The sequence below is a fragment of the Arthrobacter sp. EM1 genome, from assembly GCF_029964055.1.
Classification (GTDB): Bacteria; Actinomycetota; Actinomycetes; order Actinomycetales; family Micrococcaceae; genus Arthrobacter.
In genome coordinates this window covers 988,774-1,007,788 of sequence record NZ_CP124836.1, presented here as the reverse complement: position 1 = coordinate 1,007,788, position 19,015 = coordinate 988,774, and the positions used below count along the sequence as shown (strand labels likewise).

At 66.3% G+C, this 19,015-nt stretch carries 20 protein-coding genes; 4 read left to right on the top strand and 16 right to left on the bottom strand.

The features are described 5' to 3' along the window. Positions 1–26 precede the first annotated feature (26 nt). On the bottom strand, positions 27–482 hold the full coding sequence (locus tag QI450_RS04490) for a (deoxy)nucleoside triphosphate pyrophosphohydrolase (RefSeq protein ID WP_226774731.1): 456 nt from the start codon (positions 480–482) through the stop codon (positions 27–29). A 170-nt stretch (positions 483–652) separates the two neighbouring features. On the opposite strand from QI450_RS04490, the gene QI450_RS04485 reads away from it, so the two are divergent. Then, positions 653–1,861: an MFS transporter gene (locus QI450_RS04485; protein ID WP_226774196.1), complete on the top strand. Its 1,209-nt coding sequence runs from the start codon at positions 653–655 to the stop codon at positions 1,859–1,861. A 46-nt stretch (positions 1,862–1,907) separates the two neighbouring features. Here the strand turns inward: QI450_RS04485 and QI450_RS04480 are convergent, their stop codons facing one another. Continuing rightward, the gene (locus tag QI450_RS04480) at positions 1,908–2,828 is read right to left on the bottom strand and encodes a cation diffusion facilitator family transporter (RefSeq protein ID WP_226774195.1); all 921 of its coding nucleotides are present in this window, start codon (positions 2,826–2,828) and stop codon (positions 1,908–1,910) included. Between the two features lie 228 nt (positions 2,829–3,056). Here QI450_RS04480 and QI450_RS04475 point away from each other — a divergent pair, with 228 nt between their 5' ends. Then, positions 3,057–3,323, top strand: a complete 267-nt coding sequence (locus QI450_RS04475; RefSeq protein ID WP_253033207.1) for a GlsB/YeaQ/YmgE family stress response membrane protein — start codon at positions 3,057–3,059, stop codon at positions 3,321–3,323. Between the two features lie 188 nt (positions 3,324–3,511). Here the strand turns inward: QI450_RS04475 and QI450_RS04470 are convergent, their stop codons facing one another. The 4 genes from QI450_RS04470 to infC all read right to left on the bottom strand — a co-directional run bounded on the left by QI450_RS04470 (position 3,512) and on the right by infC (position 6,503). Then, on the bottom strand, positions 3,512–4,423 hold the full coding sequence (locus QI450_RS04470; RefSeq protein WP_226774193.1) for an RNA methyltransferase: 912 nt from the start codon (positions 4,421–4,423) through the stop codon (positions 3,512–3,514). Between the two features lie 65 nt (positions 4,424–4,488). Continuing rightward, entirely contained in the window at positions 4,489–4,965 is a 477-nt protein-coding gene (rplT, locus tag QI450_RS04465; protein ID WP_226774192.1) for a 50S ribosomal protein L20, read from the bottom strand. Between the two features lie 118 nt (positions 4,966–5,083). Beyond that, complete coding sequence (gene rpmI, locus QI450_RS04460; protein ID WP_009358635.1) at positions 5,084–5,278, bottom strand: 50S ribosomal protein L35; 195 nt, start codon at positions 5,276–5,278, stop codon at positions 5,084–5,086. A gap of 115 nt (positions 5,279–5,393) precedes the next feature. Beyond that, a complete protein-coding gene (gene infC / locus QI450_RS04455) occupies positions 5,394–6,503 on the bottom strand; it encodes a translation initiation factor IF-3 (RefSeq protein WP_226774197.1) in 1,110 nt (369 codons plus the stop codon). Between the two features lie 407 nt (positions 6,504–6,910). On the opposite strand from infC, the gene QI450_RS04450 reads away from it, so the two are divergent. Further along, positions 6,911–7,297: a DUF1844 domain-containing protein gene (locus tag QI450_RS04450; RefSeq protein WP_226774191.1), complete on the top strand. Its 387-nt coding sequence runs from the start codon at positions 6,911–6,913 to the stop codon at positions 7,295–7,297. 125 nt (positions 7,298–7,422) lie between these two features. Here the strand turns inward: QI450_RS04450 and QI450_RS04445 are convergent, their stop codons facing one another. The 8 genes from QI450_RS04445 to QI450_RS18080 all read right to left on the bottom strand — a co-directional run bounded on the left by QI450_RS04445 (position 7,423) and on the right by QI450_RS18080 (position 13,896). Next, on the bottom strand, positions 7,423–8,745 hold the full coding sequence (locus QI450_RS04445; RefSeq protein WP_226774190.1) for an MFS transporter: 1,323 nt from the start codon (positions 8,743–8,745) through the stop codon (positions 7,423–7,425). A 58-nt stretch (positions 8,746–8,803) separates the two neighbouring features. Then, the gene (locus QI450_RS04440) at positions 8,804–9,703 is read right to left on the bottom strand and encodes an SseB family protein (protein WP_226774189.1); all 900 of its coding nucleotides are present in this window, start codon (positions 9,701–9,703) and stop codon (positions 8,804–8,806) included. Between the two features lie 10 nt (positions 9,704–9,713). Further along, positions 9,714–10,460, bottom strand: a complete 747-nt coding sequence (gene priA, locus QI450_RS04435) for a bifunctional 1-(5-phosphoribosyl)-5-((5-phosphoribosylamino)methylideneamino)imidazole-4-carboxamide isomerase/phosphoribosylanthranilate isomerase PriA (RefSeq protein WP_226774188.1) — start codon at positions 10,458–10,460, stop codon at positions 9,714–9,716. A 147-nt stretch (positions 10,461–10,607) separates the two neighbouring features. Next, entirely contained in the window at positions 10,608–10,757 is a 150-nt protein-coding gene (locus tag QI450_RS04430; RefSeq protein WP_282468178.1) for a hypothetical protein, read from the bottom strand. A 9-nt stretch (positions 10,758–10,766) separates the two neighbouring features. Next, positions 10,767–11,549 carry an imidazole glycerol phosphate synthase subunit HisH gene (gene hisH / locus QI450_RS04425; RefSeq protein ID WP_226773803.1) on the bottom strand — a complete coding sequence of 261 codons (783 nt, stop codon included), beginning with the start codon at positions 11,547–11,549 and terminating at the stop codon, positions 10,767–10,769. Continuing rightward, a complete protein-coding gene (hisB, locus tag QI450_RS04420) occupies positions 11,546–12,172 on the bottom strand; it encodes an imidazoleglycerol-phosphate dehydratase HisB (protein WP_226773804.1) in 627 nt (208 codons plus the stop codon). The genes hisH and hisB overlap by 4 nt, the downstream gene beginning before the upstream one ends. A 64-nt stretch (positions 12,173–12,236) precedes the next feature. Further along, complete coding sequence (locus QI450_RS04415; protein WP_226773805.1) at positions 12,237–13,355, bottom strand: histidinol-phosphate transaminase; 1,119 nt, start codon at positions 13,353–13,355, stop codon at positions 12,237–12,239. A 67-nt stretch (positions 13,356–13,422) separates the two neighbouring features. Further along, positions 13,423–13,896, bottom strand: a complete 474-nt coding sequence (locus QI450_RS18080) for a LysM peptidoglycan-binding domain-containing protein (protein WP_309485673.1) — start codon at positions 13,894–13,896, stop codon at positions 13,423–13,425. Between the two features lie 342 nt (positions 13,897–14,238). Between QI450_RS18080 and lexA the strand changes: the two genes are divergently transcribed. Then, positions 14,239–14,985 carry a transcriptional repressor LexA gene (gene lexA, locus QI450_RS04405; protein ID WP_226773806.1) on the top strand — a complete coding sequence of 249 codons (747 nt, stop codon included), beginning with the start codon at positions 14,239–14,241 and terminating at the stop codon, positions 14,983–14,985. 261 nt (positions 14,986–15,246) lie between these two features. Here lexA and QI450_RS04400 read toward each other — a convergent pair whose 3' ends face one another. Together QI450_RS04400 and hflX are read right to left on the bottom strand one after the other, a co-directional pair. Then, positions 15,247–17,433 (bottom strand): ATP-dependent DNA helicase, encoded by a 2,187-nt coding sequence (locus tag QI450_RS04400; protein ID WP_226774363.1) that lies wholly within the window; start codon positions 17,431–17,433, stop codon positions 15,247–15,249. Continuing rightward, positions 17,426–18,994: a GTPase HflX gene (gene hflX, locus QI450_RS04395; RefSeq protein WP_226774364.1), complete on the bottom strand. Its 1,569-nt coding sequence runs from the start codon at positions 18,992–18,994 to the stop codon at positions 17,426–17,428. The genes QI450_RS04400 and hflX overlap by 8 nt, the downstream gene beginning before the upstream one ends. Positions 18,995–19,015: the final 21 nt, after the last annotated feature.

Genomic DNA, 19,015 nt, shown 5'->3' with positions numbered 1-19,015 from the left:
CGAAGCGAAGCACAACACCGGCGGTCTCAGGGCCCCGGCGCCGCTGCGTCTTTCCGGCCCTCCACGGCTGTCAGCAGCGCCTCCACAATGGGCAAATCGGCCGGGATCCAGTCCAGGGCCAGCACGGCGCCGCGGTCCTGCAGATCGACCCAGCGCAGCTCGTCGTGGTCTTGGAGCGGACGCGGATCGCCGCCGAGAAGCTCTGCGAACCAGACCCGCATCACGGCACGTTCGTTAAGCGGCCAGCCCTCCGCCGCGCCCGCAGCGAGTTCTGCTCCCAGCCTGACCCGGACTCCAAGTTCCTCCCGCAATTCCCGGTGCAGGGCCTGTTCGGGCGTCTCGCCGGACTCGACCTTGCCGCCGGGAAACTCCCACATGCCGGCGAACTGCGGGGGCGCCGTCCGCCGGGCCACAAGCAGCCGGCCAGGTTCGGCGAGGGAGTCCAGTACTGCGCCGCCGACAACGTTGATGAGTCCAGTCACGCGACCAAGTCTAGGGGCAGGGCACACGTGGGAGAGAATGGAACCGGCCGGTGGCTGCGGACCTGGAATACCCGGCCCGCCCGCCCCGTTCAACTCATCAGACCGCAGATCATATTTAACTTGCCGCACCCTCCTGGTTCCACCCGGGAACGTCCCCGAAAAGCAGACGAATGACAATCACCGCACGAACACCGGCGACGCCCAAGACCGGCACCCGCACTGTTTCCCTAGCCATCGTTTCCCTCGCCATGGGCGGATTCGGCATCGGCACCACGGAATTCACGATGATGGGCCTGCTGAAGGAAATCGAGCAGGGCCTGAACATCAGCACGCCGGAGGCCGGCCATTTGATCTCCGCGTATGCCCTCGGTGTGGTGGTTGGCGCCCCTGTGCTGGCCGCCGTCGGCGCCAAGCTCCCGCGGAAGTATCTGGCCCTGGGGCTTATGCTCTTTTTCAGCGTCGCCAACCTCAGCTCCTTCATCGCCCCCGATTACGGCACTATGCTGCTTTCCCGCTTCGCGGCGGGGTTGCCGCACGGCGCCTTCTTTGGTGTTGCTGCGGTGATTGCGGCGTCACTGGTCGCCCCGACCCGGCGCGGCTGGGCTATTTCGATGGTGATGGCCGGCCTGACCGTCGCCAATGTCATCGGCGTACCGTTCGGCACCTGGCTGGGCCAGACGTATGGCTGGCGGCTGCTGTTCCTGCTGGTCGGCGGGATCGGCGTGCTGACCCTGGTGATGCTTTCAAAGTTTGTGCCGTTCCAGAAGCCGCACGCCGATGCGAGCTTCCGCCGTGAGCTGGGCGCCCTTAAACGGCTCCAGGTCTGGCTGGCGATCCTGATTGGCGTCGTCGGCTTTGGCGGTTTCTTCGCCACCTATACCTACATTGCGCACACCATGACCTCCGTGGCGGGCATTCCCTCGGCCTGGCTCCCGGCCGTTGTCGCGCTGTACGGGGTGGGCATGGTGGTCGGGAACATCGTTGGCGGCCGGATCGCGGACAAGTCAGTGATGGGAACGATCTACTGGGTGCTGCCGGGCATTGCCGCGGCACTTGTGGCCTACGCGGTGGCCGTGCATTGGCCGTGGTCCGCGTACCTGATGGTCTTCGTGGTCGGCGCGGCCGGCGCCATGCTTGTCCCGGCCCTGCAGACGCGGCTGCTGGACGCTTCTCCCGACGCCCCGTCGCTGGCTTCCTCGCTCAACCATGCGGCCCTTAATGTGGCCAACGCCTTGGGCGCATTCCTGGGTGGGCTTGTCATCGCCTGGGGCTGGGGGTACGTCGCTCCCGCGCTGGTCGGAGCCGTGCTGGCGCTGCTGGGCCTTGGAATCGCCCTCATCAGCGGACGGGTGGAACGCAAGAGGCCGCTGGTCCGGTAGCCGCACTGCGGTTCCCGGATCAGCGGCCCCTCAGCATCATGACCGGTCAGGTGGCGTTGACGCGCTGGAGGTCCGGTTCAAGGTAGATAACCCGCGCGATCGGAACAGCTTGCCGGATCCGGGTCTCGGCACTGTCGATAGCCGCAGCGATTTCCCGGCCGGTGTCGGAGCTGCCGATGCTGATCTTCGCCGCGACGAGCAGTTCCTCCGGACCCAAGTGCAGGGTCTTGAGGTGGATGATCGAGGTGCCGTCGGATTCGATGGCCACCCGGATCCTGGTGACGTCGTCCTTCGTGGCCGATTCACCGAGCAGCAGTGACTTGGTTTCGATGGCAAGCACAGCGGCGATGGCAACCAGCAGGAAGCCGATCATCGCAGTACCCAGGGCATCCCAGATGCCGTTTCCGGTGAGCAGGGTCAGGCTGACGCCCAAGAGCGCGAAGAACAGGCCCACAAGCGCGCCGAAGTCCTCGAGCAGGATAACGGGCAACTCCGGCTGCTTGGCGCTGCGGATGAACTTGACCCAGCCCTGCTTGCCGCGGAGGGGATTGGATTCGATGACGGCTGTCCGGAACGAAAACGACTCCGCGATGACGGCACCGATCAGGACGGCGAGCGGGACCCACCAGAACGCACCTTCGATGGCGTGTGGGTGCTGGAGCTTTCCCCACGCTTCATACAAAGCAAAGAGGCCGCCCACGCTGAACAGCACGATTGAGACGATAAAGGCGTAGATGTAGCGCTCCCGGCCGTATCCGAACGGATGCTCCGGACTTGCCGCCCGTTTGGCACGCTTGCCGCCCACCAGCAGCAGGAGCTGGTTGCCGGAGTCCGCGAGCGAGTGGATCGCTTCGGCCAGCATTGATGAGGAAAAAGTCAGGAAGTACGCGACGAATTTCAGGACGGCGATAGTCAGGTTGGCGGCAAGCGCCGCAACAATCGCCTTGGTACCGCCATTTGCAGCCAAGAGAGCCTCTTCTAAGGGGTTTGGGAAGGTGGTGGACTCCGGCCGATGCGCGCGCCCACAAGGAATACCGTACCTGCTCTTGCCCCGCCGCCAGCACCCGGGGCGACCGGTCCGGCGGGGCAAATAACAATTGGGTGTGCGGCTACTGACAAGCAAACCGGCCTATGTTAGCTTGAAGCCATAATCGGGATTCACCCTTTGGATGCCGACGAATATGTAGGAGGAGTAATGGGCTTTCTTGGCTGGATCATTCTCGGACTCATAGTAGGTGCAATCGTCAAGGCAGTTATGCCTGGCAGTGTCGGCGGCGGCTGGGTTACCAGTCTTGTACTCGGCGTTGTCGGCGCTATTGTCGGCGGATGGATCGGCGACCTGCTCTTCGGCGGCGGCAAGATGGAATTCTGGAACCTCGGTTCCTGGGTCCTGGCCATTGTCGGCGGCCTGGTGGTTGCCGGCGTCTACGGCGCCATCACGGGGCGCAACAAGACCACATAACTACACCGGCACAACGGCGGGAGCCCACCTTGCGGTGGACCCCCGCCGTACTTTTGTGCCCTGCTCGTTGTAGCCACGGGACCGGGAGCGGCCCCGCGGTCCCTGACTCTGTGGGCCTGACTCTGCGGGGCTTAGCGCTGCGGGGCTAGCTCTGTGAGGCTAGCTCTGTGAGCCTGACTCTGCGGGGCTTAGCTCTGCGGGGCTCCGACGTCTTGCTGCGAGCGGGCACTGGCGTAGAGGCAGACGGTTGCCGCGGTCCCCAGATTGAGGCTTTCAGCCGCGCCGTAGACCGGCACGGCCACCCGGTGGTCGGCCAGGGCGAGCTCTTCATCGGAGAGCCCTTGGGCTTCGTTGCCGAAGAGCCATGCCGTCGGGCTTTCCAGCGCGTACCCGGCGTCAGGTGCCGGTGCGCCCAGCCGGCGGGCAGCGTTCTGGTCCTGGAGCCGGTCCAGATTAAGTTCCCCTCCGCCGTCTGCGGCGAGAACTCCGATGCCACGTTCCTTGCAGCGGGCCGCCAGCTCCCCGGGCTCGGCACCAAGCACCACTGGCAGATGAAAGAGTGACCCGGCCGTCGATCGGACCGCCTTGGGATTGTAGATGTCCACACTGGAAGCGGTGAGGACAACAGCATCCGCGCCGGCCGCGTCCGCTGCCCGCAGAACGGTGCCGGCGTTACCCGGGTCGCGGACCTCACACAACACCGCCACCAGCCGCGGGCCGGCGTCAAGTACCGTGTCCAGGCTCACATCGAGGAAGCCGCAGACCGCGAGCACACCCTGCGGGGTCACCGTATCCGCCATCGCGGCGAGGACTTCGTCGGTGGCTAAAAAGGCTGTGGTGCCCTCGGCGAGTGTCTCCAGGTCAGGGTGCCGGTCCAGGCAGGACTCGCTCGCGTAAACCTCATAGACAATGCCCGGCTCCCCCGCGGCCAGCCTCTTCCGGTGCAGCACCAAGGCCTCCCGGACCGCCTGCGGCCCCTCGGCCAGGAACTCGCGGCGCTTTAAACGCGCCGGGCGCCCGGCAAGTTGTGCCACCTTCCTCACTCGATCAGCTCGAGGGTTGGAAAGTACATCATCTTGCGGGCGCCCGGTTTCGTTCATATAAGAACCTTAGTAGCTTTTCGAGCCGGTTCTTGAACGCGGTAGTCCGTGAACGAGCTCAGGTACTACTTGGCAGCCGTGTCGGCGGCCGGCTTGGCAGCGGCCTTCTTGGCGGGGGCCTTCTTCGCAGCCGGCTTCGAAGCGGCCGGTGCAGCTTCGGCCTGCACGGCCGGAGCTGACGTGTCGGCGGGCAGCGAGTCCTTGGCGATCTTGACAAGAGCGGCGAAGGCGTTGGCGTCGGAGACGGCAAGTTCGGCCAGCATCCGGCGGTCAACCTCGACCTCAGCGGCCTTCAGGCCCTGGATCAGACGGTTGTAGGTCAGGCCATTGGCGCGGGAGGCAGCATTGATGCGCTGGATCCAGAGGCGGCGGAAGTCGCCCTTCTTCTTTTTGCGGTCACCGTAGCTGTACACAAACGAGTGCAGCAGCTGCTCTTTGGCCTTGCGGTACAGGCGTGAACGCTGTCCACGGTAGCCCTTGGCGCGCTCAAGAATAACCCGGCGCTTCTTGTGGGCGTTGACCGCCCTCTTCACACGTGCCACGTGCGTACTCCTTAGAAAATCTGATCCCAAGCATCTACTGCCGGAGAAACCGGCTGGCCTGAGAAGCCTTTTTGGTAGTTGACTACTGCCAGGTGGCAATAGTCAGAGAACTTGGAACTTAGATGCCGAGCATCTTCCGGATGACCTTGGCGTCGCCCTTGAAGACGATCTTGTCGCCGGCGAGGCGGCGGGTCAGCCTGGAGGACTTGTGCTCGAGGTAGTGGCGGCGGTTAGCCTGCTGGCGGCGCAGCTTGCCGCTGCCGGTCAGCTTGAAGCGCTTCTTAGCACCACTGTGGGTCTTCATCTTCGGCATGGGAACCGATCTCCTTACGTATCCGCAGACAGGGTCTGCAGTCTTTCGTGCAGCCGCCCCTGCGGGCGGCGTGCTGGTTGCTTGCTGCCGGACGTTGCTGTCCGGCAGCCCTGAACTAGTTGGTCTTCTTGGCGGCCGGCTTGACGGCGGCCTTTGGAGCGGCCGGCCGGGCGGCCGGCTTCGGTGCCGAGGGCCGTGGGATCGGCTTCGGGGCAGCAACCGGCTTCGGTGCTGCCGCCGGAGCGGCCGCGGGAGCCTCCGGAGCCGTGGCTGCGGCCTTGGGCGCTGCCGGGGCCTTGCTAACTGCCGGCTTGGCGGCGGCCTTGGGCGCCTCACGCTTCGGAGCGGCCTTGGCGGCCTCCTGCTTCGGCTTTTCCTGGACGGCAGCCTTAGCAGCCGGGGCCTTCTCTGCCGCGGCGGCCGGAGCCTCGGCGGTTTTGGCAGCGTCGGCCGCGACGGCGTCAGCCTTGACCGTTTCCGCCGGCTCTTCGACGACGTCGGGGACGGTTTCCGCTGCCAGGGGTTCCGTGGCCGGAGCCGCTGGCACGGCCTCCTCAGCTGCTGGCGCCTCGGTCCGGACCTGGTAGCCCTCGGGAAGAAGATCCGCGAGCGACTGGGTCAAGGGTGCATCAGGTGCCGAGGTTTCGACGCGGCCTGAAGCTTTGGCTTCGTTCTCGGCTTTGGCGTCCGCCCGCTGCGACGCCCGGCGGGCTTCTGCCTTGGCTTCTGCCTTGTTCTTGAGCGGGCCAACGACCATAACCATGTTGCGGCCGTCGATCCGGGGACTGGACTCCACGACGCCAACCTCGGCTACGTCGTCCGCGAAGCGCTGGAGCAAACGGATGCCCATCTCGGGACGCTGCTGCTCACGGCCTCGGAACTGGATCATGGCCTTGACCTTGTCTCCGGCGCCGAGGAAGCGGAGCGCGTGGCCGCGCTTCGTCTCGTAGTCGTGGGTGTCAATCTTCAGGCGAAAGCGAATTTCCTTCAGGACAGTGTTGGTCTGGTTCTTCCGGGCTTCACGTGCCTTGACCGCGGCTTCGTACTTGTACTTGCCGAAGTCCATCAGCTTGCACACCGGAGGCTTGGCCTGCGGTGCAACTTCAACGAGATCAAGATCGGACTCGGCAGCCAAACGCAGGGCATCCTCAATACGGACAACGCCTACTTGTTCGCCTGCAGGGCCGACCAGCCGCACCTCGGGGACGCGGATACGCTCATTGATTCTTGGCTCGCTAATGTTAAGGCTCCTGTGTTCGTAAGGGGGTATTCCACCGGCAAAAAGAGAAGGCCCCCAATTGCCGGAGCAATCGAAGGCCTCGAAGATCGGCGCTGCCGGCCTCGAATGAGGTGGCATACATCCTGCCGGGCTGACGCCCGGGAAGAATGCCCGACCAGGTACCCGGCAACCTTACTTCTTGCGAAGCTTCCCGAAGGAGAGCGGCTGACGCGGGTGGGAGAGAACTCCGCTTGCAAACTGAAAATCGATTCTACAGAACAAATTCCGTCCGACGCACCTCCATGACGGGCATGGCGGGTTCGGACTTGTCCCGACGCTGGGCCGCAGCGGTGAACTAACGGCGCAAACAGTGGAATAACGACAATCAGTCGGTCTGTGACAAGCTTACCAGCATGAGCACATCAGAGCGTAATTCACACGTTTACGAGCCCGCCGACGCCCAAGGCGACGTTTCACAGCAGATCCGCGACATCTCCGAGGTGCCCGCAATCGAAGTCATCACCACCGCCGCAGTGCACCTGATGAGTGCCGCAGCAGTGAAGCTTGGGCTGGCCGCCGAAGAGAACGCCGACGAACTCAAGGACCTTGACGAGGCACGCAAACTGATCACGGCGCTGGCCGGACTCGTCACCGCGGCGGCGCCTGAAATCGGTTCCCAGCACGCCGGACCGTTGCGCGACGGGCTGCGGTCCCTGCAGCTGGCCTTCCGAGAAGAGTCCGTCATCCCGGACGCCCCGGGCAAGGGTCCGGGCGAAAAATACACCGGCGCAGTCAACTAGGCACCACCGGCAAACCAGCGAGTACGCGGGGACGGCGGGCAGACCATTGTGGTCCGCCCGCCGTCCCCGTTAACGCCGTCGTCCATGCAACTGCCGGGCCAGCGGCGGTCCGTCCCGGCCGGGGCTCAGGCTGAAGCGAGGCGCCGGCGGCGGCGTTGTTGCAGCACCAGGCCCACGAGGCACAGGAGCACCCCGCCCGCCCCGACCGCCAGGAATCCGGTGGTGGGCCCGACGCCGTCGATAAAGACCCCGGCAAGCGGTGCGCCGAACGCGACGCCGCCGGTCAGCGCCGAGCCGTACCAGCCCATCGCCTCGCCGCGGCGCCGCTCGTCGACGAGCTCGGCAACCTTCTCCGAGGCGGCCGACAGCACCGGCGCGCACAACAGTCCCGGCAGCAGCGAAAGGATGCTGAGTGTCCAGGTGTCCTGCGCCAAGGACATCGGGATGGTCAGTGCGGACATACCAAGGAGCAGCAGGATCGGCGAGATCGGCCGGTGCATGGCGCCATACAGCAAACCACCGATCACCGACGCGGCGCACCAGAAAAAGAAGACCAGTCCGATCTCACCCTGGTGGCCACCGGTTTCGAGGGCGGCCACGATCCCGACGTCGGTGCCGCTCAGGACCATCCCGGCACCGCCGGCAACTGCGAAGACCGCGGCGACCGCGGTGGTGAACCAGCTGAAATTGTGGATGACCCTGCGCCGGAGCCCGGCCGGCGCCAGCCGCCTGTCCTCCGCGGCTGCAAGCGGGACGAATTCGGCCGCGGCTTCCTGCAGGTGCGCCGGGGCGGCTGCCACGACGGCGGCTTCGGCGGCGTCCTGCTGGCTGGCGCCAAAGACCGCATCGGACTCACCGTCAGACTCGGCACTGCGGGTCGGCGGGTTGAACCACATCAGGAAGAGCCCGGAAACCGAGGTGGCAATGCCGACAATTGTCAGCCCCAACACCGACTGTCCGGCGGTCGCGACCAGGGCACCCGCTGCGGGTCCGATCATAAAGACCAACTCGGTGGAGATGGCGTCCAGGGCGAAGGCCGTCCGGCGCTGTTCGCCGGAGGCCAGCACGCCGAGGGACTGGCGCACCACACTGAAGATCGGCAGCGTCAGCAGGCCACCAACAAAGACCAGCGGCAAAAGCACTTCGTAGGACACGTGCGGGACCACTGACCAGATGACCGCCTCAGAGACGACGGAGGGAATAAGCGCGCGGCGCAGCCCGACAGTATCTACCCGCCGTCCTCGCCAGGGTGCACCGACGGCAATGCCAATTGTCATCACCGCGGCCGCTGCCCCGGCAGCCGCATAGCCTTGGCCGAGGGTCAGCACAATGTGCAGGGTCAGTAAGACGCCGGCAGCGGAGTGCGGGATGCGGGCCACCATTCCGATCAGCAGGAGCCGCCTGATCGGCTGAACGGCCAGCAACTCCCGGTATATCGCGAAGTTCACGGATCACATCCTTACTGGTCGTGCCCGGGCCGGCGGAGTCTCCCCCGCCGGCCGGGGCCTATTCCGCCGCGCGCTGCAGTTTGACTTCGATCGAGTCAACCCGCTCGGCAAAAACTTCATTCCGCGCCCAGGCGTCATTAAGACCGGACACGATGGCCTGGACGCCGGCGGCGTCGAGTCCGTCTTCAAGGTACAGCAGCACCCGGAGTTCCGGGCCGGAGCCGCCGCCGGGAAGCTGCCTTCCATCGGCCGCAAGCGAGGCGACTCCGCCGCCACAATGAATTTCCACCCGCCGAACGGCAGGAAAGCCAACGGCGGCCGCACCAAGGCTCCGGGCCAGCTCCGGATCAGCATAGGACGGTGTCCAGCCCCGCTGCTGCGCGAGGGCCCACACTGCCGGCCGCCGAACCACAAAGGTGATCGGAGAACCCGGGTCCAGCACCAGCAGTTCCGCGCCCTCAGCGACCGCGGAGAGTGCCGCGCGGGCGGCATGGACCGCCACCGGGCGAGCCTGCGGGTGCCAGGCGGCGAGCGAAGCGGCGGACGTGAACACCGGCATCGCCGTCCGGCCGTCGGGCGCCTTGAGGGTCACGAGGGCCATATCGGCCTGCTTGTCTGAATGCAGGTCCGCAACGCCAACGCCTTCTTCGGCGAGCGTGGCGAGAATCGGCACAAACACCCGCGCGGTCGACAGCGCGGCCACCACCGCCGCTTCGTCGCCGGCGCCGGCGGCCAGTGCGGTCAGCGCCGCGAGGTAACCGGCGTCGGCTGCGCCGTCGTCGTTCTCGAAGTTGTGCACGCTGGCAGCTTCGCCCGCCAAGGTGCGGCCGGACCAGGGCTGGCCTGCCGAGTCTGTCGGACCGCCGGCGCCGGCCAGGGCCGCCGCGATATGACTGGGCAGCGGCCGTGCCGGGGCCCGGTCACCAGGCGTGCGCTCTTCCCCGGAGAGGTGCTCCATGCTGCGCGCGCTAGCGGCGGCCGGCGGCGTCGAGGGCTTCGGGCAGGGTGAAATTGCCGTTGTAGAGGGCCTTGCCGACGATCGCGCCTTCGACGCCGAGCGGCACGAGGGAGCGCAGAACCTTGAGGTCCTCGAGGCTGGAAATCCCGCCCGAGGCAACAACGGGTTTGCCGGTCTTCTCCACCATCTGGCGCAGCAGTTCCACGTTGGGCCCCTGCAGGGTGCCGTCCTTGGTGACGTCGGTGACGACGTAGCGGGAGCAACCGGCTTCCTCGAGGCGTCCGAGGACGTCCCAGAGGTCCCCGCCTTCCTTGGTCCAGCCGCGGCCGGCCAGTGTGGTGCCGCGGACGTCCAGGCCGACGGCGATCTTGTCACCAAAGCGCTCGATCACCCGGGCGGTCCACTCCGGGTTCTCCAGGGCGGCGGTGCCCAGGTTCACGCGGGCTACGCCGAGGTCAAGAGCCTTCTCAAGCGATTCATCGTCGCGCAGGCCGCCGGAGAGTTCGACTTTGATGTCGAGCCGGCCAACCACTTCGCGGAGCAGTTCGGCATTGGAACCGCGGCCGAAGGCCGCGTCGAGGTCAACGAGGTGGACCCATTCCGCGCCCTGCTGCTGCCAGTTCAGCGCCGCATCCAACGGGGTGCCGTAGCTCGTTTCGCTGCCGGCTTCGCCCTGGACGAGACGGACTGCCTGGCCGTTGACAACGTCGACGGCGGGCAGCAACTCCAGCACGGGCAGCGGGGTTTCGGTGGTCATCGTGGATCCTCAGCTCTTCAGGGACGTCGGGTGGTCAGGGTGCGGCGTGGAGTCGGTTCAGCGGGAGTCGGTTCAGCGGGAGTCGGTCCAGCGGGGGGGCAGGGTGCGGCGGGGGGGGTCAGGCGGCGGGGGGCAGGCGGCGGGGGGTCAGGCGGCGGGAAGCGTCAGGAGGTACGCGGCGAGCAGCGCCATCCCGGCCAGGACATAAAAGACCGCCTGAACCCAGCGCGGACTCTTCTGCTGGCGGAAGGACAGCGCACCGCCGACGAGCAGCCCGGCGAGCCCCATCAGGACCAAGGACCACATCTAGGCGGTCCCGGCTTCCGGGGCTGCGTCGGCCGGGGCGGCCTTCGGGCTTGTGGCTACCGCCGTCCCGGCTCGTCCCCGCAAACCCCCGACCCAGTTCCGGAGCAGGCGGGCACCGGCGTCGCCGGACTTTTCGGGGTGGAATTGGGTGGCGCACAGCGGGCCGTTTTCCACGGCCGCAATGAACGGCGCCCCGTGCTCCGACCACGTAACGAGCGGCGCGCTCATCCGAGGCTGGACCACCTCGAAGTCCCACTCCTGAACACCGTAGGAGTGCACGAAGTAAAAGCGTTCGCTTTCGACACCTGCGAAGAGCCGGGAGCCAGCCGGAACGGAAACCGTGTTCCAGCCCATGTGCGGTACCACGTCGGCGGGGAGGAGCTCGACCTTCCCCGGCCACTCCCCCATGCCTTCGACTTCGGTGCCGTGCTCGACGCCGGCTTCGAAGAGGACCTGGAGGCCAACGCAGATGGCAAGCACCGGGCGGCCCCCGGCGACGCGCCGGCCGATCATCCGGATGGCGTCCACGGCTTTGAGTTCGCGCATCACCGTTTCAAACGCGCCCACGCCGGGGACCACGAGGCCATCGGCGTTGAGCACATCGTCCGGCTTGGAACTGAGGATAACCTCGGCGCCGGCCCGTTCGAGCGCGCGGACGGCAGAACGGATGTTTCCCGAGCCGTAGTCGAGCACCGTGACTGTTGGCTTGCCCTCGGGCGACGCTGGCTTCCTGCCGGCATCCGGGTTGGTGATGGCGCCGTCCTTCAGCACTTTGCCGGTCACAGGGCACCCTTGGTCGACGGGATGCCTTCGACGCGCGGATCAGGCTCAATGGCCGCACGCAGGGCCCGGGCAAAGGCTTTGAACTGGGCTTCAACGATGTGGTGCGGATCCCGGCCTGCGGTGACGTTCATGTGCAGGCAGATCCCTGCGTGCAGGGTGATCGCTTCGAACACATGGCGGGTCAGGGAACCGGTGAAGTGTCCACCGATCAGGTGGTACTCCTGGCCGGCAGGCTCGCCGCCGTGGACGAGGTACGGGCGGCCGGAAACATCCACCACGGCGTGCGCAAGCGCCTCGTCGAGGGGGACGGTTGCTTCGCCGAAGCGCCGGATCCCGGCTTTGTTGCCGAGGGCGGTGCGCAGGACCTCGCCGAAGGTGATGGCGACGTCCTCGACCGTGTGGTGGACGTCGATGTGTGTGTCCCCGGTGGCCTTGACTGTTATGTCGATCAGGGAGTGCTTGCTCAACGCCGTCAGCATGTGGTCATAAAACGGGACCGAGGTGCTGATGTCCGAGACGCCGGTTCCGTCCAGGTTGATCTCGACAAGGACGGAAGATTCGCTGGTGGTCCGTTCCATGCGTGCGGTCCGGCCCTCGGTAGCGGTTGATCCGGGGATGCTCATGTGGGTGTCCTTTGGATGACGACGGTGCCCGGCGTGCAGGCAGTGTGGATGTCCGGTGTTAAGTCTAGGCGGGCGGCGCTGCGCGGCCGGCCAGGAGTCGCTCGAGGGCTCCGAGGAATGCTGTGGTTTCCGTCTCAGTGCCCGCAGTGACCCGCAGATGCCCGGGGATGCCAACGTCCCGAATGAGCACACCCGCGTCCAGCAGCCCCTGCCAGACCTCGTGCGGACTGTCGAGACCGCCAAAAAAGACGTAGTTCGAATCAGAGGCAGCAGGCTTGAGGCCCATACGCTGCAGCTCGGCAACTATCCTGTCCCGTTGTCGCTTGATGTCCTCAACATCCGCCATCAGGGCGACCCGGTGCCGCAGGGCGGCCAGGGCTGTTGCCTGGGTGATCGCCGAAAGGTGGTACGGAAGCCGCACCAGCCGCAGCGCATCGGTGACCTCGGGCGCTGCCGCCATGTAGCCAACGCGGGCACCGGCAAGGGCAAAAGCCTTGCTCATGGTGCGCGAGACGATCAGGCGCTCCCGCCCGGGCAGGAGGGTGAGGGCGCTCGGCGTGCCGTCGTGGGCGAACTCGTGGTACGCCTCGTCGACGATCACTATCGTCTGGCTGGCTTCGCCGGCTTCGTACACGGCCTTCACCACGTCCAGGCCCAGACCCGTACCGGTGGGGTTGTTCGGGGAACACAGGAAGACGATATTCGGCTGCAGTTCCCGGACCTGGCGGGCGGCCGAGCCGGCGCTCAGGCCGTAGTCCTCGGCACGGATGCCCGTGATGTATCCGGTGTCCGTTCCGGCGGCCAGCAGCGGATACATAGAGTACGTGGGAGGGAAACCAAGGGCAGTGCGCCCCGGACCGCCGAAGGCCTGGAGGATCTGCTGCAGCACCTCGTTGGAACCGTTTGCCGCCCAGATGTTCTCCGCGCCCAGCCCGTGGCCCAGGTATTCCGCAAGGGCTTCGCGCAGCTCCGTAAACTCGCGGTCCGGATAGCGGTTCAGGCCGGCGGCGGCAAGGGTAACCGCCTCCGAGATCGCGGCGAGCACATCGGCCGGGACACCGTGGGTGTTTTCATTGACGTTCAGCAGGATGGGAACGTCAAGCTGCGGCGCACCGTAGGGCGTCAGTCCGCGAAGATTGGTCCGGAGGGGAAGTCGGTTCAGGCGCTCTAACTGGTCAGTCACCTCACTAGTTTAAGTGAGATCGCCGCGGGCCCGGAAACTGTGACACCTGACCCATCGCTCAATGGCCCTACGTGGACGGAATGAAAAGGGCCTGGCCCGGCACCACGCGTGCCGCCTCGAGGTTGTTCAGCTCGATGATGTCGGCAACGACGTCGCGGGGGTCACGGCTGGGCACCACGGCGGCGGCAATGGCCCAGAGCGACTCCCCCGGCTGCACCGTCACGGTGACAGTTGGTGTGGGTGACAACTCAGCGGTGGACTCTGCCGCTTTGGCGGGCGCGTTGAGGAAGCCGCTCAGGGTCAAAATCAGTGCAGCCAGCAGCATCAGCGGCACGCCGATAAAAACAAGGCGCCCCCGGCGGGTGAGCTTCAGCGGCGCCTGCCGGGCACGCGGCCCGCGGACGGCGTTGAGCTGCCGGCTGCCGGGGCTGTCCTGCACGGCAGGGGCGGACCCGCCGCCGGGTGCGCCGGCGTCGTGCCGGCCGTAGTTGCCGAATGCGTCGCGGCCGAAAGTGTCGTGAAACGCGCTTGATGCTGACATGAACTGAGCCCTTCCTGGACCATACTGTGCCGCCCGGCGCACTCCACATACGTGCCGCCAACCGGCCTAACTTTCGAACAAACAACCGAACGCCATGCCCTGCACGGGCAACTAAGTAATAGAACACATGTTCGAATCTTGTTAGTTCTGTTTTAGCACTTATTAACGAACATTGTCGAGACTCGCTAGAACAAATGTTTGAAAAAGCGGTGTGGCTGGCCTAGGTTTGACTCAAAGAACAACCACTTCTGCAGTTGATCAGCAGGGTCTGACATTTCAGGCCGGAAGTTCCCGGCGGCCGCAGCCACGGCAGCCGGGCGGAACGGAAAGGCGTTGGCGAACATGGCAGCACAAGCCACTGGCGGCAGGGCCACCCAGCGGGGCCCGCAGGCTGCCCGGCCACCGAAGAGCCTTACCGTTCGGCAAAAGAAGATTCTGGAAACTATCCAGCGCTCCGTGACGGACAACGGCTACCCGCCGTCCATGCGCGAGATCGGCGACACGGTAGGACTGGCCAGCCTCTCCAGCGTCACCCACCAGCTCGCACAACTGGAAAAGCTGGGTTACCTGCGGCGCGACCCGAAGCGCCCGCGTGCCATGGAAGTGCTGATGCCGCTGACCCTCGATGAGGGAAGCACAAAGATCCCAGCCGCCAAGGCCGGCGGGCTGCGGACCGTGGGCGGGCTGTCCGTGTCCGAGTTGAGCAGTGCCACCGACACCGCCATGGTGCCGCTGGTGGGCCGGATCGCGGCCGGCGGTCCGATCCTGGCCGATCAGGTCGTTGAGGACGTGATGCCGTTGCCCCGCCAGCTGGTGGGCCACGGCGAGCTGTTTATGCTCAAGGTCGCCGGGGATTCCATGATCGATGCAGCCATCTGCGACGGCGACTGGGTGGTGGTGCGCCAGCAGGGCGACGCCGTCAACGGAGATATCGTGGCCGCGCTGCTGGACGACGAGGCCACCGTTAAGACCTTCCGGCAGCGCGACGGCCACACCTGGCTGCTGCCGCAGAACACGCAGTACGAGCCCATACTCGGCGACCACGCCGTCATTATGGGCAAAGTCGTCTCGGTACTGCGCTCGCTGTAGCCCGCGTTGGTGCCGGCTTGATCCGGCCACGACCCGGCGCGCCGGTAGCCCGGCCGCGGCCTTATGACCCCCGGCACGTTCGGCCCGGTTCCCCGCCCCCTTATGTTCCCTGCCCCTTAGGTTCGCTGCCCCCTGAGTTTCCCTGGCCCCTGATGGAGAGCCGGCGGAGGGAATGCCGAGGGCCCGGTGCTGCAGCCCTGGCCCGGTTCAAGGAACCGGGTGGGAGCACCAAAACACTGCAAACCGTCCCGTCAGCGGCCGCTAGTTGGGCTGCCCGGATTCCTTCCCAAGCCGTTCCAGGGCAGCCATGGCGACCACGGGATCGTTGGTGGGCCAAAATGGCGGCAACGCCGCCCGGAGGAATCCGCCATAGCGTTCGGTGGACAGCCGTGAATCCAGCACAGCCACCACTCCCCTGTCCGTGGTGGTCCGGATCAGCCGGCCTGCGCCCTGGGCCAGGCGGATGGCGGCGTGGGTCGCGGAAACGCTCATAAAGCCGTTGCCTCCGGCCTGTGCCACGGCGCGGGACCGGGCAGTCATCAGCGGGTCATCGGGACGCGGAAACGGAATCCGGTCGATCACCACGAGGCGGCAGGAGGCGCCGGGCACGTCAACGCCCTGCCACAGGGACATGGTGCCAAAGAGGCAGGTGTCCGGTTCATCGGCGAACTGTTTTACAAGCGCGGTCATGGTCGAGTCGCCCTGGCATAGGATGCTGACGTCCAGCCGCGGCCGCATCGCCTCGGCTGCGTCCTCGGCGGCGCGGCGGGACGAAAACAGGCACAGCGCCCCGCCGCCGGAGGCGCGGATGAGCTTCTCGAGTTCGTCGAGGGCTTCCGGGGACGTGCCGCGGCCGGGCTTGGGCAGGTGCTTGGCGACGTAGAGAATGCCTTGTTTGGGGTATTCGAAGGGTGAACCGACGTCGACGCCGGTCCAGCTGGGGGCCCCGGGGCCGACCAGGCCCAAGCCGCCGGCGGCGGGTTCGAACGCGGAGCCGATCGCCAGGGTCGCGGAGGTCAGAATTACAGTGTGGTCCGCGAAGAGGCCCTCACGGAGCCGGCCGGCGACACTGAGCGGAGCGATGTTGACCAGGGCGGGCGCGGACTCGTCGGGCTGGGAGTAGCCCTGCTGCGGGTCAAAGGTGCTGTTGCGGGAAAACCAGACCACTTCACGGTTTTCCCGCGCCGCCAGCAGCCGTTCGCATAGCTCCAGGATCACCATCAGGCGCGAGCGCGCCAGCTGGCGGCCGCCGTCGGCCGTGTTGGCGCTGTCCCCCTTGGAATCCGAGAGGGCCGCGCGGCACGCGTCCCGCAACTGGTCGACACAGTCCAGCTGTTCACTGTTTAACCCGTTCGGCATCAGCCCGCCGGGGACGCCCTCAATGGCAAGTTCCAGGTTGGCGGCGGCGTTGTTCAGCGCGTCCACCGTAATGCCGGTGTGCTTCCGGGCCCCGGACGCGGCGGCGTGCACCATCGCGACGGAGAGCTGGCCGGAGACCGCGCCGGTCACGCGGTCCTGGAGTTCATGGGCCTCATCGACCACCACAACATCGTATTCCGGCAGCACTGCGAGGCCCTCGAAGGCGCTGACCGCCAGCATGGCGTGGTTGGTGACAACAACGTCGGCGTCCGCGGCGTTCTGGCGGGCGAGTTCGCTGAAGCACTCTGCCGCCAGCGGGCATTTTTGCGCGCCAAGGCACTCCATCGAGGTAACTGAGACCTGCCGCCACGCACGGTCGGTGACCCCTGGCAAAAGCTCATCCCGGTCTCCCGTCGAGGTGTCCTCGGCCCAGTCGCGGAGCCGGACGACCTCCTTGCCGAGCTGGGAGGACGGGCCGCCCATCGCGGCGGCAAAATGCGGCACGGAGGTATCCTCCCCGAGCGAGAAGAGCTGGCCTTCGGACGGCTCTTCCGAAGGGAAGCCGCCGTCGAGCTTATGCCGGCACACGTAGTTGGACCGTCCCTTGACGAGGGCAATTTTGACCGGCCGGTCCAGCGCCGGGGTGATGGTCTTCAGCAGCCGGGGCAGGTCCCTGCCAACGATCTGGGTCTGCAGGGCGAGGGTGGCGGTGGAGACCAGTGTGGGCTTGTCGCTGACCAGCGAGTGGGCGATCAGCGGGATCAGGTACGCGAGGGATTTGCCGGTGCCCGTGCCGGCCTGGACCAGCAGGTGGTCGCCGCTGTCAATCGCGTGCGCCACCTGCCGGGCCATCTCGTGCTGGCCGTCCCGGCTCTGGCCGCCCATTCCCGCCACGGCGCGGTCGAGCAGTTCGACGACGAATTCCGCACCGGCCCGGGCACCTGTTCGAGCCGGCGGCTTTGCGTCCGGTTCAGTCCCGGCAGGGTCCACCGCCGCCGGGACCGCCGTGGCCGCGTCCTCCGCTGCCCGGGCGGTTCCCGCCGGGTGGTCCGTGTCGGCTTCCGCCCCGGTCACCGCTGCCTCAGTCATTGCTGATGAACGAATCCAGTTCAGCGGCGAAGCCTTCACGCACCATCACCACGGCACGGGTGCCTGCTTCCTCGTGGTCCAGGCTAAGGATTTCGGCGTCGGTCTCGTGCAGCTTGCTGAGCAGGTCCCCGCGGTTGTAGGGAATCATGAGTTCCAGCTTCACGCTGGGCCGCGGGATGCCTTCGCTGATGGCTTTGAGAAGTTCCGGGATACCCTCCCCGGTGCGTGCCGACACCACAATGTGGCGAGGTTCGCGCTGCTTAAGCCGTTCGATCACAAAGGGGTCGGCGGCGTCGGCCTTGTTCAGGACGATGATTTCCGGCACCTTGCGGGCATCGACTTCGCTGAAGACGGCCCGGACGGCCGCGATCTGGCCTTCCGGATCCGGGTGCGAGACATCCACGATATGCAGGATCAGATCCGCGTCCGCGACTTCCTCCAGGGTGGAGCGGAATGCCTCCACGAGCTGGGTGGGCAGCGAACGGACGAAGCCGACGGTATCTGCCAGCGTGTAGCCCAGGCCGTCCGAGGTTTCGGCTTTGCGCACCGTCGGATCCAGCGTGGCGAACAGGGCGTTCTCCACCAGGACTCCGGCGTCGGTCAGGCGGTTCAGCAACGAGGACTTGCCGGCATTGGTGTACCCGGCGATCGCTACCGACGGCACGGAATTGCGACGGCGGTTGGCCCGTTTGGTTTCCCGCGCCGGCTTCATTGCTGCGATTTCACGGCGCAGCTTGGCCATCCGGGTGCGGATCCGGCGGCGGTCCAGTTCAATCTTGGTTTCACCGGGACCACGCGAACCCATGCCGGCGCCGGCGCCGCCTACCTGGCCACCGGCCTGGCGTGACATCGAGTCGCCCCAGCCGCGCAGCCGTGGAAGCAGGTATTCGAGCTGCGCGAGTTCCACCTGGGCTTTACCCTCGCGGCTCTTGGCATGCTGGGCAAAGATGTCCAGGATCAGGGCCGTCCGGTCGATGACCTTGACCTTGACGATGTCCTCCAGGCTGCGGCGCTGCGAGGGTGCCAGTTCGGCGTCGACGACGACGGTATCCGCGCCGGTGGACATCACAATGTCCTTGAGCTCCTGGGCCTTACCGGAGCCGAGAAAGGTACCGGGATCGGGTTTGGCGCGGCGCTGGACGATCCCGTCGAGGACCTCCGAACCCGCGGTCTCGGCCAGTGCGGCGAGTTCGCGGAGCGAATTCTCGGCATCCGCGAGGGTCCCTTCTGTCCAGAGCCCGGCCAGGACGACGCGCTCAAGTCGAAGTTGGCGGTATTCGACTTCGGTGACGTCTTCAAGCTCGGTGGAAAGCCCGGCGGTCCGGCGCAGTGCGTGCCGTTCCTCGAGGTCCTGTTGGTCGCCGTCGTAGCTGCTGTGCTCTTCGCCCCGCCGGGAAATCGCCTGCGCCTTGCCGAGCACCGAGGCGGGCGCACCGGCAGTCTGGGCTGGCTCCCGGGCAGGGGTGTCCTTGGCGAGGATCCGGTCGATGACAGCCTGGATTTCCGCAGGACTCATGTCCTGGGCTGCTGAATCGGGTCCGGTGTTGGGCTGACTGGTCATGGTCTCCTTTAGAGGTTTGGC

What these genes read in the sequence shown, in the direction of transcription:
- QI450_RS04400 (WP_226774363.1), bottom strand. Translation starts at nt 17,433, where the DNA reads ATGACTGAGGCAGCGGTGACCGGGGCGGAAGCCGACACGGACCACCCG.
- QI450_RS04440 (WP_226774189.1), bottom strand. Translation starts at nt 9,703, where the DNA reads ATGGAGCACCTCTCCGGGGAAGAGCGCACGCCTGGTGACCGGGCCCCG.
- QI450_RS04450 (WP_226774191.1), top strand. Translation starts at nt 6,911, where the DNA reads ATGAGCACATCAGAGCGTAATTCACACGTTTACGAGCCCGCCGACGCC.
- hflX (WP_226774364.1), bottom strand. Translation starts at nt 18,994, where the DNA reads ATGACCAGTCAGCCCAACACCGGACCCGATTCAGCAGCCCAGGACATG.
- QI450_RS04475 (WP_253033207.1), top strand. Translation starts at nt 3,057, where the DNA reads ATGGGCTTTCTTGGCTGGATCATTCTCGGACTCATAGTAGGTGCAATC.
- QI450_RS04485 (WP_226774196.1), top strand. Translation starts at nt 653, where the DNA reads ATGACAATCACCGCACGAACACCGGCGACGCCCAAGACCGGCACCCGC.
- lexA (WP_226773806.1), top strand. Translation starts at nt 14,239, where the DNA reads ATGGCAGCACAAGCCACTGGCGGCAGGGCCACCCAGCGGGGCCCGCAG.
- QI450_RS18080 (WP_309485673.1), bottom strand. Translation starts at nt 13,896, where the DNA reads ATGTCAGCATCAAGCGCGTTTCACGACACTTTCGGCCGCGACGCATTC.
- priA (WP_226774188.1), bottom strand. Translation starts at nt 10,460, where the DNA reads ATGACCACCGAAACCCCGCTGCCCGTGCTGGAGTTGCTGCCCGCCGTC.
- rpmI (WP_009358635.1), bottom strand. Translation starts at nt 5,278, where the DNA reads ATGCCGAAGATGAAGACCCACAGTGGTGCTAAGAAGCGCTTCAAGCTG.
- QI450_RS04470 (WP_226774193.1), bottom strand. Translation starts at nt 4,423, where the DNA reads ATGAACGAAACCGGGCGCCCGCAAGATGATGTACTTTCCAACCCTCGA.
- hisB (WP_226773804.1), bottom strand. Translation starts at nt 12,172, where the DNA reads ATGAGCATCCCCGGATCAACCGCTACCGAGGGCCGGACCGCACGCATG.